The organism is Plantibacter cousiniae (nom. nud.) (assembly GCF_977070315.1).
In genome coordinates this window covers 1-15216 of sequence record NZ_CDRVEU010000017.1, presented here as the reverse complement: position 1 = coordinate 15216, position 15216 = coordinate 1, and the positions used below count along the sequence as shown (strand labels likewise).

The following is a 15216-nucleotide window of genomic DNA, read 5'->3' as shown; positions in this document are numbered from 1 at the left end:
TGGAGGGCAGGATGATGAAAGGTCAGAAACAATGCGTGTTGGTGGATGGGGTCAATGGAAGGGCGCGGTCAGGCGCAGTGTTCTCAGTGCTTAAGCGTCATCTGCAACGCTGGCTTGAACTGCACCGCCAGCGTCACTTGCTGGCGCAGATGAGTGACGGAACACTGAAGGACCTGGGTTTGAGCCGTGCCGACATTCAGCAGGAAGCCGAGCGTCCTTTCTGGGACGACCCGCTCAAGCATTGAGCGGGCCGTTGCACCGAGGTTTTTTGTTTAGCGCCTGACCTGCTTGAGGGTCTCGGCAATCAGGAAGGCCAGTTCCAGTGACTGATCGGCGTTCATGCGTGGGTCACAATGCGTGTGATAGCGATCCGAAAGGCCGTCTTCAGTGATCGGACGGGCGCCACCGATGCATTCGGTGACGTTCTGTCCGGTCATTTCGATGTGGATGCCGCCGGCGTAAGTGCCCTCGGCCTGATGCACCTGAAAGAACTGCTTCACTTCGCCAAGGATCTGCGCAAAGTCACGGGTCTTGTAGCCACTGCTGGCCTTGATCGTGTTGCCGTGCATCGGGTCCGAGCTCCACAGCACCTTTCGGCCTTCGCGCTCGACGGCGCGGATCAGCTGCGGCAAGTGATCACCCACCTTGTTGGCACCCATGCGCGCGATCAGGTTCAGGCGGCCCGGGTCGTTGTCCGGGTTGAGGATGTCGATCAGGCGAACCAGGTCGTCGGTGTTCATGCTCGGGCCGACCTTGACGCCGATCGGGTTGTTGACCCCACGCAGGAACTCGACATGCGCGCCGTCCAGTTGGCGGGTACGGTCGCCTATCCACAGCATGTGCGCCGAGCAGTCGTAGTAATCGTTAGTCAGGCTGTCGCGTCGCACGAAGGCTTCTTCGTAATTGAGCAGCAGCGCCTCGTGAGCGGTGAAGAAGCTGGTTTCGCGCAGTTGCGGCGAGCTGTCCATGCCGCAGGCGCGCATGAACGCCAGGGTTTCATCGATACGCCCCGCCAGTTGGCTGTATTTCTCGGCCAGCGCCGAGTTGGCGATGAAGTCCAGGTTCCATTTATGGACCTGATGCAAGTCGGCGAAACCGCCCTGAGCGAAGGCGCGCAGCAGGTTCAGGGTGGCGGTGGACTGGTTATAGGCCTGCAACAGGCGCTCCGGGTCCGGTACACGGCTCTTTTCGTCGAACCCGATACCGTTGACGATATCGCCGCGGTACGCCGGGAGCGTCACGCCGTCGATGATTTCGTCGTTGGCCGAGCGTGGCTTGGCAAATTGCCCGGCCATGCGTCCGACTTTCACCACCGGGCAGCCGGCGGCAAACGTCATCACGATTGCCATCTGCAGCAGAACCTTGAACGTATCGCGAATCTTGGCGGCGGAAAACTCCATGAAGCTTTCCGCGCAGTCGCCGCCCTGCAGCAAGAACGCACGCCCCTGGGTTACTTCGGCAAACTGACGGCGCAACTCCCGGGCCTCGCCGGCGAATACCAGCGGCGGATAACTGGCCAGCGTCTGTTCGACCCTGTGCAGGTGCTCGGCATCAGGGTAGTGAGGTTGCTGCTGAATCGGCAGTGCCCGCCAGCTGTCGGGGCTCCAGGGTTGGCTCATTATTGGCTCTAGGGTTGTGCAATCGGATCGGCATGTTAGCAGTTCGTCGTTGCTCTGCCAGTCTGGGGCGGACCATTGGAGCGGCGCCGCACGCCACAACGTGTGACAAAGCCGCGCACTTGCCCGACAATTCGTATTTTGCGCTCAGCGCAGACAACCAGGAACGGTGATGACGGAAGAGCGTGAGCGCGTAGAGCGGATCCTGGCCGAGGTCCACGACGACTTCGGCATGATTCGCGTGCTGGAAGTGGAGGACTACCGCTTTCTGGAGTTTGGCGATGCCATCGAGCAAAGCTGCACCTTTACAGCCGATCCGAGCTGGCTGGAGTACGACTACACCCGGGCGATGCTGATCGGCGCGCTGTGCCATGATGCGCCGGAAAGCGCGCTGTTTCTGGGGTTGGGTGCCGGCACGCTGACCCAGGCCTGCATGAAGTTCCTGCCGCTTGAAGACGTGGAGGTCATCGAGCTGCGCCCGGATGTGCCACGTCTGGCCATGGAGTTCATGGGGCTCGACGACGATCCGCGTCTGTATATCCGCATCGGCGATGCGCTGGACCTGCTCGACAGTACAGAGCCTGCCGACCTGATCTTTGTCGACCTGTACACCGATGTAGGGCCGGGGGTCGGGCACCTGGCCTGGAATTTCCTGCAGAGCTGTCAGCAGCGGCTCAATCCGGGCGGCTGGCTGATCATCAATCAGTGGGCCACCGACGACGGCAAGCCGCTGGGAGCGGCCCTGCTGCGCGGCTTGTACCACCGTCATTACTGGGAGCTGCCGGTGAAGGAGGGCAACGTCATTCTGCTCGTGCCGGCCGACCTGGATCAGACGCTGGATATCGACGCGTTGAGCGGGCGGGCCGAGGCACTTGCGGCGCATCTGGGTTACTCGCTGGCGTCGTTGATCGGGGCGATTCGTTCCGCGACCTGAGCAGGCGAAAAGTGAGGCGATTGTGCCGAAAACGGGGTGGGACAATTCGCCACACCTCGAAGGCCGGGATGCTGGCGATGCGCAGAAAAGGTTAAACGTTTAAGCAGTAATGCCCGCAATCTCGGGCCCGCGCCCCGATCAGGCGGCCTTCTACCCGGCCTCAGGGCCTGCCGCCGCTCAAGAATGGCGCAACGTTTCGTAAAAAAAGACTCACTAAGGTGCGTATTTCCGGTATAGTGCGCGCCGGCCTTAACACGGCCCTCGTCAAGGTATTGCAGTTCCCCGAAGCCAGCTTCGGTTGCTTGTTCGCACAACGGACTAGCCTGGACGATCCATTCATCAAACGTTTTCGCAAATCCCCGCCGACAAAGCAGCCAGGGTGACCTCAAGGTCGTACACGGCACGCGCAGCTTTGAAGCATGGGTCTTTGCGGATGCACTAGAGGCAGACCCATGACCCAGGAAATCGGCGGCTTCGCCGCTCTCGAACTTCATCCCAATATCGTTGCAGCAGTCGTCGCCACTGGCTACGAAGAGCCTTCGGCCATTCAGCAGCAATCGATCCCGATTATTCTCGCCGGTCACGACATGATTGGTCAGGCGCAAACCGGTACGGGTAAAACCGCCGCGTTCGCACTGCCTATCCTGCATCGTATCGACCCGAGCAAGCGCGAGCCGCAAGCACTGATCCTGGCCCCGACCCGCGAACTGGCACTTCAGGTTGCCACCGCGTTCGAGACCTACGCAAAACAAATGCCGGGCGTGACCGTTGTAGCGGTCTACGGCGGCGCGCCGATGGGCCCTCAGCTCAAGGCTATCCGCAACGGCGCACAAATCGTCGTCGCTACCCCGGGCCGTCTCTGCGACCACCTGCGTCGTGACGAGAAAGTCCTGGCGACCGTGAACCATCTGGTTCTCGACGAAGCGGACGAAATGCTCAAACTGGGCTTCATGGACGACCTCGAAGTCATCTTCAAGGCCATGCCTGAGTCCCGTCAGACCGTACTGTTCTCGGCCACGCTGCCACAGTCGATCCGTGCCATCGCCGAACGCCATCTGCGCGATCCGAAGCACGTCAAGATCCAGACCAAGACCCAGACCGTTACCGCGATCGAGCAGGCTCACCTGCTGGTTCACGCTGACCAGAAGACCTCGGCCGTACTGAGCCTGCTGGAAGTCGAAGACTTTGACGCCCTGATCATGTTCGTCCGCACCAAGCAGGCGACCCTGGATCTGGCCAGCGCCCTTGAAGCCAAAGGCTACAAGGCTGCCGCACTGAACGGCGACATCGCCCAGAACCAGCGCGAGCGCGTTATCGAATCCCTCAAGGATGGCCGTCTGGACATCGTTGTGGCGACCGACGTTGCTGCCCGTGGCCTTGACGTTCCGCGTATTACCCACGTGTTCAACGTGGACATGCCGTACGATCCAGAGTCCTACGTTCACCGTATCGGCCGTACCGGTCGTGCCGGTCGCGAAGGTCGCGCACTGCTGCTGGTGACGCCTCGTGAGCGCCGCATGCTGCAAGTGATCGAGCGTGTTACCGGTCAGAAGGTTGCGGAAGTCCGCCTGCCGGATGCCCAGGCCGTTCTGGATGCACGCATCAAGAAACTGACCAACAGCCTGTCGCCACTGGTCGCTGATGCCGAATCGACTCACGGTGATCTGCTCGATCGTCTGACTGCCGACATCGGCTGCAGCCCTCGTGCCCTTGCCGCTGCACTGCTGCGCAAGGCTACCAACGGTCAGGCACTGACCCTGGCAGCCATCGAGCGCGAGCGTCCACTGGTTCCGAACAACGCCCCACGCGGTGATCGTCCAGAGCGCAGCAGCGACCGTGGTGATCGTCCTGAGCGTGAGCGTCGTGCGCCGGTTCCATTGGCCGAAGGCCGTGCTCGTTGCCGTACCGCGCTGGGTGCGCGTGATGGTATCGCTGCCAAGAACCTGCTGGGTGCCATTCTCAACGAAGGCGGCCTGGCCCGCGAAGCGATCGGCCGTATCCAGGTTCGTGACAGCTTCAGCCTGGTCGAACTGCCGGAAGATGGTCTTGAGCGTCTGCTGACCAAACTCAAGGACACCCGCGTTGCTGGCAAGCAGCTCAAGCTGCGTCGCTATCGCGAAGACTGATCGGCTCTTGAGCTGATCGGCCAATAAAAAATCCCCGACTGGTTCGGGGATTTTTTTGCTTCGAATTCGGGCGATCGGATGCTTTCGGGATCAATCGAAGCGGTAGATATCCATCCCTAGCGCGCCCATGGTGAAGCCCTGATAGGCAATGCCGAAGGCACCGCCAGCGCCGCGTGCGAAATACAGCGGTAGCAGGTGTTCGTCACTGGGGTGCGCTCTGGCCGCATGAGGAGCCAGGCTGCGGTAGTCGTGCAGTGCGGCTTCATCGTCGTCTTGCAGCTTGTCGATCATCCAGTCACGAAAGGCTGCAGCCCAGGGCTCGATACTTTCGGGGCCGGCGTTCCAGTCAAGGTCGCGCAGGTTATGCGTGATGCTGCCTGAACCGATGATCAGCACACCCTGTTCACGCAGGCTGGCCAGTGCACGGCCCACGCGGGTCTGCAATTGCGGCCCCTGGCGGCTGGGCAGCGAAACCTGCACCACCGGAATATCGGCGTCCGGGTACATAAGCGACAACGGCACCCAGACGCCATGGTCGAAGGGACGTCTGCTGTCGATGCTTGCAGGCAGGTCACTGGCGGCAAGCAGTTCAACCACCTCGCGCGTCAGCTCCGGCAGCCCTTGCGCCGGGTACTGAACTGCAAACAATTCGGGCGGAAAGCCACCGAAGTCATGCCATGTCTCGGGTTGTGGATTGCCGTTGACGATCAGTTCATGACTTTCCCAGTGTGCAGACACCATCACGATGGCGCGAGGCCGCGGCAGGCTGGCAGCCAGTCGCTTCAGGGCCGGGCCGCTTTCGCCGGGTTCCAGCGCCAGCATGGGGGAGCCATGGGAAATAAACAGGCTGGGGAACATTTAAAGCTCCAGAATAGAGGGATGACTCATAGTCGGTCATTTTTATGATCTAAATCTAATATAAGTTCTGGCGTTTTTTTATCGAATTTTCAGGAGGTTTCATGCAGGCGGATTTTTGGCTGCAGCGCTGGGGTGCCGGGCAGATCGGCTTTCACCAGTCAGAGGTCAATAAGGACCTGCAACAATATTGGTCCTCTTTGAATGTTGCGCCAGGAGCGCGGGTTCTGGTGCCGTTATGTGGCAAGAGCCAGGACATGAGCTGGCTGAGGGGGCAGGGGTATCACGTGGTGGGCGCCGAGCTCTCCGAGGCGGCGGTAGAGAGCTATTTCACTGAGCGTAGTGAGCGGCCGCACATTACGTCACATGGCGACTTCAAGGTCTACGCTGCGCCGGGTATCGAAATCTGGTGCGGTGATTTCTTCGCGCTGACTGTGCGCGATATCGGTCACTGCGCGGCGTTTTACGACCGCGCCGCGATGATCGCTTTGCCAGCGGACATGCGTGAACGCTACGTGCTGCAGCTTGAAGCGCTGATGCCGCAGACGTGCAGTGGTTTGCTGATCACCCTGGAATACGATCAGACCCTGCTTGAAGGCCCGCCCTTCTCCGTGCCGCACACATGGCTGCACAGGGTCATGTCAGGGAGCTGGGAGGTCACCAAGGTTGGTGGGCAGGATACGCTGCACAGCAGTGCCAAGGGGTTGAGGGCCGGATTGGAGCGTATGGATGAGCATGTTTATGTGTTGGAGCGTCTGTAACCCTGAGAGCGCAGGCCTCCCGACTCTCACTTCCGTTGCTGTGCGTTGAGTCAATTCTTGGAGGCAGCACAACGTCATGCCTTGTCCATAGTCACTGCACACAAAAGCGCTTTTTTATCGCGATCGCACTGACGACGCAAATTGCGACGTTAGTGACGGCTGAGTCCTGGCGCTGATCCGGGGGTAACTCGGCAGGACGCCGAGTTAGCCGCACCGGGCCATGGATGGCCCGTTGCGGCGACCCCCGGATCAGTGACAGGGCGAAGGAACCCGACGAAGTCGGGCCGGAAACAGGAGCGAGGGGATTTGCCTACTTTGGCCCCATCAAAGTAGGTCGCCGAGGGGCGAAAAGGTGACCTGAGTCGAACCTCATTTCCCCTGACAAAGAAAAACCAGCGTCTCACGCGGAGCGTGGGTGCGACCATCTGATTCAACCGCGGCGGCGCAGGGCCTCGATGCGTTGCTCCAGCGGCGGGTGGCTCATGAACAGGCCGGCGAGGCCTTTCTTGAGGCCGGCGTTGATACCGAAGGCAGTCAGGCTGTCGGGCATGTTCACCGGTACGCCCTGTTCGGAGCGCAGGCGTTGCAGCGCACCGATCATGGCACCCGTACCCGCCAGTCGCGCACCGGCATCGTCAGCGCGGAATTCGCGTTTGCGCGAGAACCACATGACGATGGCGCTGGCCAGAAAGCCCAGTACCAGCTCGGCAAAGATCGTCGTGATGTAGTAAGCGATGCCCTGACCGTTTTCAGTCTTGAAGATCACCTTGTCGACGAAATTACCGATGATGCGGGCGAAGAACATCACGAAGGTGTTCACCACACCCTGCACCAGCGCCAGCGTCACCATGTCGCCGTTGGCGACATGGCCGATTTCGTGCGCCAGTACGGCTTTCACCTCATCCGGCGAAAAGCGCTCGAGCAGGCCCTGGCTGACCGCGACCAGTGCATCGTTCTTGTTCCAGCCCGTGGCGAACGCATTGGCTTCGTACGCCGGGAAAATACCGACTTCCGGCATCTTGATGCCCGCGTCGCGGGACAGTTGTTCCACGGTCTGCAGCAACCATTGCTCATGGCGGGTGCGAGGCTGGCTGATGATCTGAGTACCGGTGCTCATCTTCGCCATCCACTTGGAGATGAACAGCGAGAACAGCGAGCCGGCGAAACCGAACACAGCGCAGAAAACCAGCAGCTGATTGAGGTTCAGATCAACCCCGTTGGCCGCCATGAACCCATTGAAGCCAAAAAGGCTCAGGGTGATGCTGGCAATCAGCACGACCGCAAGGTTAGTGGCCAAAAACAGCAAAATGCGCATCATGGTCGAAACGTTCTCCTCAGGTAAATATGTAACTCGATGCCGGGTATATAAGGTGATGCTTGCTGCTATTCAACAGAGGGACTATTTCAAACTGTGTCCTCTGGTCGCAATCAATGCTAATCCCGCAAGGCTGAACGGCGCCTGAGCCAGAGTGGTCGATGCCTGAAGCGTTTACGGCAGGAGGTTCATGCTGTTTCGGGCAGACAGAAATAAACTGCCCCGAGCGGGTCGGGGCAGAGAGGTCAGGCGAGAGGGCTCTGGCTGTTTACTGCCGATAACCCTTCAGGAAATTGCCGATGCGACCAATGGCCTGCTCCAGCTCATCGACGCGGGGCAGGGTCACGACGCGGAAGTGGTCAGGGTACGGCCAATTGAACGCAGTACCCTGAACCACCAGCAGCTTCTCGGAAAGCAGCAGGTCGAGGACGAATTTCTCGTCGTTGAGGATCGGGCAGACCTTCGGGTCAATGCGCGGGAACGCATACAGCGCGCCCATCGGCTTCACGCAGCTGACACCGGGAATGTCGTTGAGCAGTTCCCAGGTGCGGTTGCGCTGTTCCAGCAGGCGGCCAGGAGGAAGAATCAGGTCGTTGATACTCTGATAGCCGCCCAGTGCAGTCTGAATGGCGTGCTGGCTCGGTACGTTGGCACACAGGCGCATGTTGGCCAGAATGTCGATGCCTTCGATGTAGCTCTGCGCGTTGTGTTTCGGCCCGGAAATGGCGATCCAGCCGGAACGGAAGCCCGCAACCCGATACGACTTGGACAGACCGTTGAAGGTCAGACACAGCAGGTCCGGTGCCAGCGAGGCGGTGCAGATGTGCACTGCGTCGTCATAGAGGATCTTGTCGTAGATTTCGTCGGAGAACACCACCAGATTATGCTGACGAGCCAGCTCCAGCATGCCCAGCAGTACTTCGCGCGAGTACACCGCACCTGTCGGGTTGTTCGGGTTGATGATGACCATCGCCTTGGTGTTCGGGGTGATCTTGGCCTTGATGTCTTCAAGATCCGGCCACCAGTTGGCCTGCTCGTCGCACAGATAATGCACCGGGCTGCCACCGGACAAGGCGACAGCAGCGGTCCACAGCGGATAGTCGGGGGCCGGAACCAGCACTTCGTCGCCATTGTTGAGCAGCGCCTGCATCGACATCACGATCAGCTCGGACACGCCGTTGCCCAGGTAGATGTCTTCGATGCCGACGCCTTCGACCTGCTTCTGCTGGTAATACTGCATCACCGCCTTGCGGGCGCTGAACAGGCCCTTGGAGTCGCTGTAGCCCTGCGCAGTCGGCAAGTTGCGGATCACGTCCTGCAGGATTTCGTCCGGCGCCTCGAAACCAAACGGTGCCGGGTTGCCGATGTTCAGCTTGAGGATGCGATGGCCTTCCTCTTCCAGGCGTTTGGCGTGCTTGAGCACTGGCCCGCGAATGTCATAGCAGACGTTTGCGAGCTTGTTCGATTTGTTGAACTGCATGGTGATGATCCCGAAAATGGACGAGCTGTCGCCGGCTTGCAATGAAGGTCGCTACATTCGCCATGAAAATGGGTTTGTGTACGACAAACGCGGGTGCCAGACTGACGTCTGACCTGGCGCAATGATACGTGCCACCTGATCTGCGGAAAAGGTACAGATCAGGGTTTTTCGAATTCGGAGGTGTACCTGTGGAAAAGTTGCAGAAAACGCTGGAAGAGTGGAAACAGATGCTCGACCCGGAGCAGTACAACGTCTGCCGTCTGAAAGGCACCGAGCGGCCGTTCTCCGGCAAGTACAACGAGACAAAGACCGACGGCATCTATCACTGCATTTGCTGCAATGAGCCGCTGTTTGATTCCACCACCAAGTTCGATTCAGGCTGCGGCTGGCCCAGCTTCTATGCGCCGCTCGAGGGCAGTGCGGTGGTCGAGGTTCGCGATATGAGCCACGGCATGATTCGTACCGAAGTGGTCTGCGCCAAATGTGATGCGCACCTGGGCCACGTGTTTCCGGATGGACCGCCACCCACCGGCCTGCGTTATTGCATCAATTCGGTATGCCTGGATCTGGTGCCACGCACCTAGACGCCTTTTAGATTCAGTCACCGCCCTGTTCCAATTTCAGTATCGAGGCCTCCTTTGATGAGTGAAAACCTGCTGAGCATCCCGGTCACGACGATCAAGGGCGAACAGAAAACCCTCGCTGATTTTTCCGGCAAGGCGTTGCTGGTGGTCAATACCGCCAGCAAATGTGGCTTTACCCCTCAATACAAGGGGCTGGAGAAGCTCTGGCAGGACTATCGGGATCAGGGGCTGGTGGTGCTGGGCTTTCCCTGCAACCAGTTCGGCAAGCAGGAGCCAGGCGACGAGGGAGCAATTTCCGGCTTTTGCGAGCTGAACTACGGCGTCAGCTTCCCGCTGTTCAAGAAGATTGATGTGAACGGCGAGCAGGCCCATCCATTGTTCGTGCAGCTCAAGCAGCAGGCTCCCGGTTTGCTGGGTACGGAGCGCATCAAGTGGAATTTCACCAAGTTCCTGATTGGCCAGGATGGCCGGCTGGTCAAACGTTTTGCGCCACTGACCAAGCCCGAGGAACTGACGGGAGACATCGAGGCGCTGTTGCGTTGAGCCTTCAGTCGATGCCGGTAATGGGTATCCACTGATCCAGAATGCTGACCAGTTCGGCACGCCGGAACGGCTTGGCCAGATAGTCATTCATGCCCGCCGCCTTGCAGCGCTCGCGTTCATCGGGCATGGCATTGGCGGTAAGGGCGACGATCGGCAGGTTCGGCCAGCGGCCACTGCTGCGGATCTGGCGGCTGGCTTCATAGCCGTCCATGACCGGCATGTTGCAGTCCATCAATACCAGATCGAAATGGCCCTGCTCCAGCTGTTCCAGGGCTTCGCCGCCATGGCTGCTGATGATCACTTCGCAACCCAGCTTGCCGAGGATGCCCTTGGCGACCAGTTGATTGACCGGGTTGTCCTCCACCAGTAACACCCGCGCCAGACGTGGCGCAGTGTGTTCGAGCGCCTGTGTGTCCTTGAGGCCCGTTTCTTCCTGACCCAGTATGCGCCGCAGTGTGTGGTAAAGCGCGTTGCGCGCCAATGGCCGGGCCTGCTGTTGCAGCGGGGCCAGGGCGGCGACCTGTTCGCCAGGCATGAAGTTGCCATAGGCGGTTACCAGCAGGATCGGCACGGGCGTGGTGGGGCGAATCGCGAACAGGCACTCGGGGCAGTCGGTAATCACCAGGTCCGGGCTGCTGTCGAGATCCACGGCTTCCGGGCGATCGTCGATGCTGCGTCGCTTGAGGTCGACGCCCCAGAACGGCAGCAGACTGCCAAGCAGCTCCACCAGGCCGCTGCCTGCCGAACTGACCACGGTCACCCGGCCTTTGAGCGGGGTCTGAGTGACCGCGGCCACGTGCACCGGCAGCGGCAGTTCGGCGCAGAACTGGCTGCCGAAGCCGGACTGTGACTGGATGCTCAGCGTGCCATTCATGGCCTCGCAGAGGTTATTGGTCAGCGCCAGGCCGAGTCCGGTGCCGCCGTACTGGCGGGTGATGGCGGTTTCAGCCTGGGTGAACGGCTGGAAGATTCGGGTCTGCGCGTCTTGCGCAATGCCAATGCCGGTGTCGCGGACTTCGATGCGCACCCGGTTTTCACCGGAGCTGGCGTCCCGATGGTGAGTCAGACGCACATCCACACGCCCGAAACGGGTGAATTTGAGGGCATTGGACAGCAGGTTGCTGACGATTTGTCGCACCCTGGTCGGATCGCCGGTGACCATGGCCGGGAAGTCCGGCGCGATCAGACAGGTCAGTTCCACGCTGGGCGCTGCGTTCTGCGACAGCAGGTTGGCGGTGTCCTCGATCAACATCCCCAGGTCGAAAGGAATGCGTTCGATCTCCAGATGACCGGCATCGAACTTGGACATGTCGAGAATATCGTTGAGCAGCTCGACCAGTACCTTGCCGGAGTCGTGGGCGATCATCAGTTGCTGGCGCTGTTCGGCACTCAGCGGACTGTCCAGCGACAGTGCCAGCATGCCCAGCAGGCCGTTGAGCGGGGTGCGAATCTCATGGCTCATGTGCGCCAGAAACGCAGAGCGCGCGTGAGCCATGTCCAGTGCGGTACTGCGCGCTATCTGCAGTTCTTCATTGGACTCGCGCAGGCGCAGGTTGCTGGCCTTGAGCTCGTTGGTGCGCGCCGAGACGATGTTTTCCAGTTCGTTGAGGTGGTCGGTCAGCCGGTCCTCGGCCGCGCGTCGCCTGGAAAACTCGCTGCTCATGGTTTCAAACTGACGGTTGAACGTCTCGACCAGCACGCCGATTTCATCCTGGGCATGGTAGGGCGGGCAGGTTATTTTCCCCTGGTCAGGGTTGCGCGGATCGCGACTGCTCAATTCGCGGATCACCCTCACCAGTGGCTTGGTCAGGGTCGCGTAAAACAGAATGGTCAGAATCCCGGCCAGCGCCAGGCTGCGGACAAAGCCGTTGAGCAGGGTGATTTCAGCGCGTTGCAGAAAATGGCTGCCGAACGCGAAGGTGTCCACGGTCAGGTACAGTGTGCCGATGGTTTCATTGGGCAGGTGATTGAGGTGCAGCTTTTCCTGAAACTGCCGGCTTTCGCCGAACAGCCAGTCGCTGAACACCCGATAACGCCCGGTGGCCATCGGACGCTCGACGCTGGAGAGCACGGCGTCGTTGTTATCGGTAAGCCTGGCGCTGACCACGGCAGGGGAGCGCAGCAGGCCGAGTGTGAGTTCCTGGGCCAGCTCGGAGTCGATGTTGTAGGCGATGCGCGACGCCGGGTTCTGGATGATTTCCAGCAGTGACTTGATTTCACGATTGATGGAAGCGTCTTCGCTGGCATAATCGATTGCAATCTGAAACAGGCTCAGCAAGGTCCCCAGCACGAAGCCGATCGATACAGCCAGGCGCGCCTGCTTGAACGACAGCCTGTTTTTGAGCGATATATCCATGAGTACTGCCACTTCTGGTGCCCGGTGCCGGCCAAGCATAGCTGATCGGCACCGCTGACTAATCAGTTAAATATAAGGAGATCCCGTGGATTCTCGGTTGGATGCTTTTCTGCAGCGCGCCGACGCCGTGCTGGCCCGACTGGAACCCTTGCTGCCAGCGCTGCGCGAGCCGGTCGACTGGTCGCAGGCACTGGCCGCGCGCTGGGTGCGAGAAGGCCGCAGCGGTTACCTGATGCCTTTGCAGGTGAGCCTGGATACACGCCTGACCGATCTGATCGGCGTCGACCTGCAACGTGATCAGTTGGGGCGCAATACCCGTCAGTTTATCGATGGGCTGCCTGCCAACCATGCCTTGCTGTGGGGTTCGCGCGGTACCGGCAAGTCGTCCTTGATCCGCGCGCTGCTGGCCGAGTACGCCCCGGCCGGCCTGCGTCTGATCGAGATCGAGCGTGATCATCTGGGCGACTTGCCGCGTGTGGTCGAACAACTGCACAAGCTGCCGCAGCGCTTTGTACTGTTCTGCGATGACCTGTCGTTCGAGTCGGGCGAGGGCGATTATCGCGTACTGAAAAGTGTGCTCGACGGCTCGCTGGAGCAGGCACCGGACAACGTGCTGCTGTACGCGACCTCCAACCGTCGTCACCTGGTGCCCGAGAAGGAAAGTGACAACGTTGACTGGAAGCACGTTGACGGCGAACTGCACCCCAGTGAGGCCGTCGAAGACAAGATCGCCTTGTCTGACCGGTTCGGGCTGTGGCTGTCGTTTTATCCGTTCACTCAGGAACATTATCTGAACGTGGTCGAACACTGGATCACGCAATTGGCGCAAAAAGCCGGATTGCAGTGGCAGCGTGACGAAAACCTGGAAAAAGCCGCGATTCGCTGGGCAACCGCGCGCGGCAATCGCAACGGCCGCTGCGCCTATCAATTTGCACGTTACTGGGTAGGACTTGAATTGTTGGAGCAACACACATGATTGATTTGCAAAACACCGGTGCGGGCCTGGACGGCTACGGTCTGTTGGCCGCCCAGCTCGAAGCCCTGCTGGCCGACGAGCGCGATTTCATCGCCAATGCGGCGCAGTTCTCGGCGTTTCTCTATACCCAGCTCGACGATCTGAACTGGGCGGGCTTTTACCTCAATCGCAATGAAGAACTGGTACTGGGGCCGTTTCAGGGGCAGATCGCCTGCGTGCGCATTCCTTTCGGTCGCGGCGTTTGCGGGGCGGCCGCGCAGAGTCGGCAAACCCAGCGCGTTGAGGACGTTCACGAGTTTCCCGGACACATTGCCTGCGACAGCGCATCGAACAGCGAGTTGGTGGTGCCATTGATCAAGGACGGGCGTCTGATCGGCGTTCTGGACCTGGACAGTCCAAGCGTGGGGCGTTTCAAGGAGGGGGATCAGGCAGGGATCGAGCGTCTCGCGGCTATCTTTCTGGCATCGACCGACTGCTGAGCCAGTCGGCCTGCCGCTGCCGGAGCACAGTTCCGGCAGCGGCGGGTCAGTCATCAATCGTAGATGACTTTCTTCTTCCATTCCGACTCGGTGTCGTCCTGCTTCAGGCCTTCGGTCAGTGCGTTGTCGTCGTCTTCGGTCGGTGCGGTGTTGGTCAGCACTACCGAGTTGGCACGGGCCAGTTGTTTTTCCATCGCCAGCAGCTGCTGTTGATAAGTAACCGGGTCCGGCTGGTTGCGCAAATACTGTACGCCGCGCTCGAACGCCAGACGTGCCTGGCCTGGCTGATCCTGAGAAAGTGCGGTCTGGCCAAGGTTGTTGAAGAACTCGATGTGCAGATTGACCAGAATCGTGCGGATTTCACGGATCCAGTGTTTCGCTTCGCTGGTCTGCAGGAAACCGTCATGTGCAGCGCGCGTCACCTGACCATGCAGGGCTTCCAGCAGAAAACGCACGTCCTTGGCCTTGGCTTCGGTCTGGATCGGTGTGACCGGGTTGGGTATGTCGATGCCTTCGCCCTTGGCAATCTGCTGTTCCAGTTCGCCGATGCGGTGCTTGAGCTGAGCGTTGCCTTTCTCCATGTTCAGCATGCGCTGTACAACGTTCAGCTCCAGCCGCGTCAGCAACAGCTTCAAGGCGGGTGACATCAGCTGACCCGGGAACACTTCGGTGATCTCGCTGCAGCGACGCAGGCGATCCCCGAGTTCGACCTTGGTGCGAGCCTTCTCCAGTTTGCCGTTTTCAGCGACGTGATTCAGGTAGCCGATCGCGATGAGCAGTGCGATACCTGCTACTACCATCAGCGTGATCATGAGTGGAGTCACTGTGCAAACCTCATTCGTTCAATTAGTTTTAGTGCGAGTGTAGTGGCTAAGCACTACTGCGCATAGATGTCCCTCTCGGAGTTTGTCGGCATCTCTTCTATATAGATTAGGGGAGATTGATCAGCCGGGCGCCTGGCGACAGCCGGTCAGCGTCAGAACGGCATCGAAGTTATTGATTTCAATAAATTTTCACATGGGGGTTGACGACCCCTCAATCCATCCATAGAATGCGCGCCACTTACAGCGTAAAGCACACAGCGTAGCGCAAATAAGTAGTGAATGTTGTACGTGTGTCCCCTTCGTCTAGTGGCCTAGGACACCGCCCTTTCACGGCGGTAACAGGGGTTCGAGTCCCCTAGGGGACGCC

14 protein-coding genes and 1 tRNA gene are annotated in these 15216 nt (G+C 59.8%); 9 read left to right on the top strand and 6 right to left on the bottom strand.

Features of this window, described 5'->3' with window-relative positions; translation table 11 throughout:
• The first annotated feature begins 86 nt into the window (after nt 1–86).
• A complete protein-coding gene (locus ACW55A_RS25655) occupies nt 87–245 on the top strand; it encodes a DUF1127 domain-containing protein (RefSeq protein WP_498811797.1) in 159 nt (52 codons plus the stop codon).
• Nucleotides 246–272: 27 nt separating this feature from the next.
• Here ACW55A_RS25655 and ACW55A_RS25650 read toward each other — a convergent pair whose 3' ends face one another.
• Nucleotides 273–1619: a class II 3-deoxy-7-phosphoheptulonate synthase gene (locus tag ACW55A_RS25650; protein WP_003434448.1), complete on the bottom strand. Its 1347-nt coding sequence runs from the start codon at nt 1617–1619 to the stop codon at nt 273–275.
• 169 nt (nt 1620–1788) lie between these two features.
• On the opposite strand from ACW55A_RS25650, the gene ACW55A_RS25645 reads away from it, so the two are divergent.
• The gene (locus ACW55A_RS25645) at nt 1789–2550 is read left to right on the top strand and encodes a spermidine synthase (RefSeq protein WP_003369776.1); all 762 of its coding nucleotides are present in this window, start codon (nt 1789–1791) and stop codon (nt 2548–2550) included.
• 452 nt (nt 2551–3002) lie between these two features.
• Complete coding sequence (locus ACW55A_RS25640) at nt 3003–4676, top strand: DEAD/DEAH box helicase (protein ID WP_003434450.1); 1674 nt, start codon at nt 3003–3005, stop codon at nt 4674–4676.
• A gap of 90 nt (nt 4677–4766) precedes the next feature.
• Here ACW55A_RS25640 and ACW55A_RS25635 read toward each other — a convergent pair whose 3' ends face one another.
• The gene (locus tag ACW55A_RS25635; RefSeq protein WP_455809443.1) at nt 4767–5534 is read right to left on the bottom strand and encodes a DODA-type extradiol aromatic ring-opening family dioxygenase; all 768 of its coding nucleotides are present in this window, start codon (nt 5532–5534) and stop codon (nt 4767–4769) included.
• 101 nt (nt 5535–5635) lie between these two features.
• On the opposite strand from ACW55A_RS25635, the gene ACW55A_RS25630 reads away from it, so the two are divergent.
• Nucleotides 5636–6292 carry a thiopurine S-methyltransferase gene (locus ACW55A_RS25630; protein ID WP_455809441.1) on the top strand — a complete coding sequence of 219 codons (657 nt, stop codon included), beginning with the start codon at nt 5636–5638 and terminating at the stop codon, nt 6290–6292.
• 430 nt (nt 6293–6722) lie between these two features.
• Here the strand turns inward: ACW55A_RS25630 and htpX are convergent, their stop codons facing one another.
• Nucleotides 6723–7610, bottom strand: a complete 888-nt coding sequence (gene htpX / locus ACW55A_RS25625; RefSeq protein ID WP_003369784.1) for a protease HtpX — start codon at nt 7608–7610, stop codon at nt 6723–6725.
• Between the two features lie 265 nt (nt 7611–7875).
• Complete coding sequence (locus ACW55A_RS25620; RefSeq protein WP_003314686.1) at nt 7876–9087, bottom strand: pyridoxal phosphate-dependent aminotransferase; 1212 nt, start codon at nt 9085–9087, stop codon at nt 7876–7878.
• A gap of 188 nt (nt 9088–9275) precedes the next feature.
• On the opposite strand from ACW55A_RS25620, the gene msrB reads away from it, so the two are divergent.
• Nucleotides 9276–9671, top strand: coding sequence for a peptide-methionine (R)-S-oxide reductase MsrB (msrB, locus tag ACW55A_RS25615; RefSeq protein ID WP_003434456.1), 396 nt, complete (start codon nt 9276–9278; stop codon nt 9669–9671).
• Nucleotides 9672–9728: 57 nt separating this feature from the next.
• On the top strand, nt 9729–10214 hold the full coding sequence (locus ACW55A_RS25610) for a glutathione peroxidase (RefSeq protein ID WP_003369788.1): 486 nt from the start codon (nt 9729–9731) through the stop codon (nt 10212–10214).
• 4 nt (nt 10215–10218) lie between these two features.
• On the opposite strand, the gene ACW55A_RS25605 is transcribed toward ACW55A_RS25610, so the two are convergent.
• Nucleotides 10219–12570, bottom strand: a complete 2352-nt coding sequence (locus ACW55A_RS25605; protein ID WP_003369790.1) for a hybrid sensor histidine kinase/response regulator — start codon at nt 12568–12570, stop codon at nt 10219–10221.
• 85 nt (nt 12571–12655) lie between these two features.
• On the opposite strand from ACW55A_RS25605, the gene ACW55A_RS25600 reads away from it, so the two are divergent.
• Together ACW55A_RS25600 and ACW55A_RS25595 are read left to right on the top strand one after the other, a co-directional pair.
• Nucleotides 12656–13546, top strand: a complete 891-nt coding sequence (locus ACW55A_RS25600; RefSeq protein ID WP_003418057.1) for an ATP-binding protein — start codon at nt 12656–12658, stop codon at nt 13544–13546.
• Entirely contained in the window at nt 13543–14025 is a 483-nt protein-coding gene (locus ACW55A_RS25595; RefSeq protein WP_003369796.1) for a free L-methionine (R)-S-oxide reductase MsrC, read from the top strand. Before ACW55A_RS25600 ends, ACW55A_RS25595 begins: the two co-directional genes overlap by 4 nt.
• A 53-nt stretch (nt 14026–14078) precedes the next feature.
• Here the strand turns inward: ACW55A_RS25595 and ACW55A_RS25590 are convergent, their stop codons facing one another.
• Nucleotides 14079–14837, bottom strand: coding sequence for a hypothetical protein (locus ACW55A_RS25590; protein ID WP_054081671.1), 759 nt, complete (start codon nt 14835–14837; stop codon nt 14079–14081).
• Between the two features lie 304 nt (nt 14838–15141).
• Between ACW55A_RS25590 and ACW55A_RS25585 the strand changes: the two genes are divergently transcribed.
• A tRNA-Glu gene (locus tag ACW55A_RS25585) sits at nt 15142–15214 on the top strand.
• Nucleotides 15215–15216 lie beyond the last annotated feature (2 nt).

Coding starts and splice junctions, on each gene's coding strand:
- ACW55A_RS25630 (WP_455809441.1), top strand. CDS start 5,636: ATGCAGGCGGATTTTTGGCTGCAGCGCTGGGGTGCCGGGCAGATCGGC.
- ACW55A_RS25640 (WP_003434450.1), top strand. CDS start 3,003: ATGACCCAGGAAATCGGCGGCTTCGCCGCTCTCGAACTTCATCCCAAT.
- ACW55A_RS25595 (WP_003369796.1), top strand. CDS start 13,543: ATGATTGATTTGCAAAACACCGGTGCGGGCCTGGACGGCTACGGTCTG.
- ACW55A_RS25610 (WP_003369788.1), top strand. CDS start 9,729: ATGAGTGAAAACCTGCTGAGCATCCCGGTCACGACGATCAAGGGCGAA.
- ACW55A_RS25645 (WP_003369776.1), top strand. CDS start 1,789: ATGACGGAAGAGCGTGAGCGCGTAGAGCGGATCCTGGCCGAGGTCCAC.
- ACW55A_RS25635 (WP_455809443.1), bottom strand. CDS start 5,534: ATGTTCCCCAGCCTGTTTATTTCCCATGGCTCCCCCATGCTGGCGCTG.
- htpX (WP_003369784.1), bottom strand. CDS start 7,610: ATGATGCGCATTTTGCTGTTTTTGGCCACTAACCTTGCGGTCGTGCTG.
- ACW55A_RS25590 (WP_054081671.1), bottom strand. CDS start 14,837: ATGATCACGCTGATGGTAGTAGCAGGTATCGCACTGCTCATCGCGATC.
- ACW55A_RS25650 (WP_003434448.1), bottom strand. CDS start 1,619: ATGAGCCAACCCTGGAGCCCCGACAGCTGGCGGGCACTGCCGATTCAG.
- ACW55A_RS25620 (WP_003314686.1), bottom strand. CDS start 9,087: ATGCAGTTCAACAAATCGAACAAGCTCGCAAACGTCTGCTATGACATT.
- ACW55A_RS25605 (WP_003369790.1), bottom strand. CDS start 12,570: ATGGATATATCGCTCAAAAACAGGCTGTCGTTCAAGCAGGCGCGCCTG.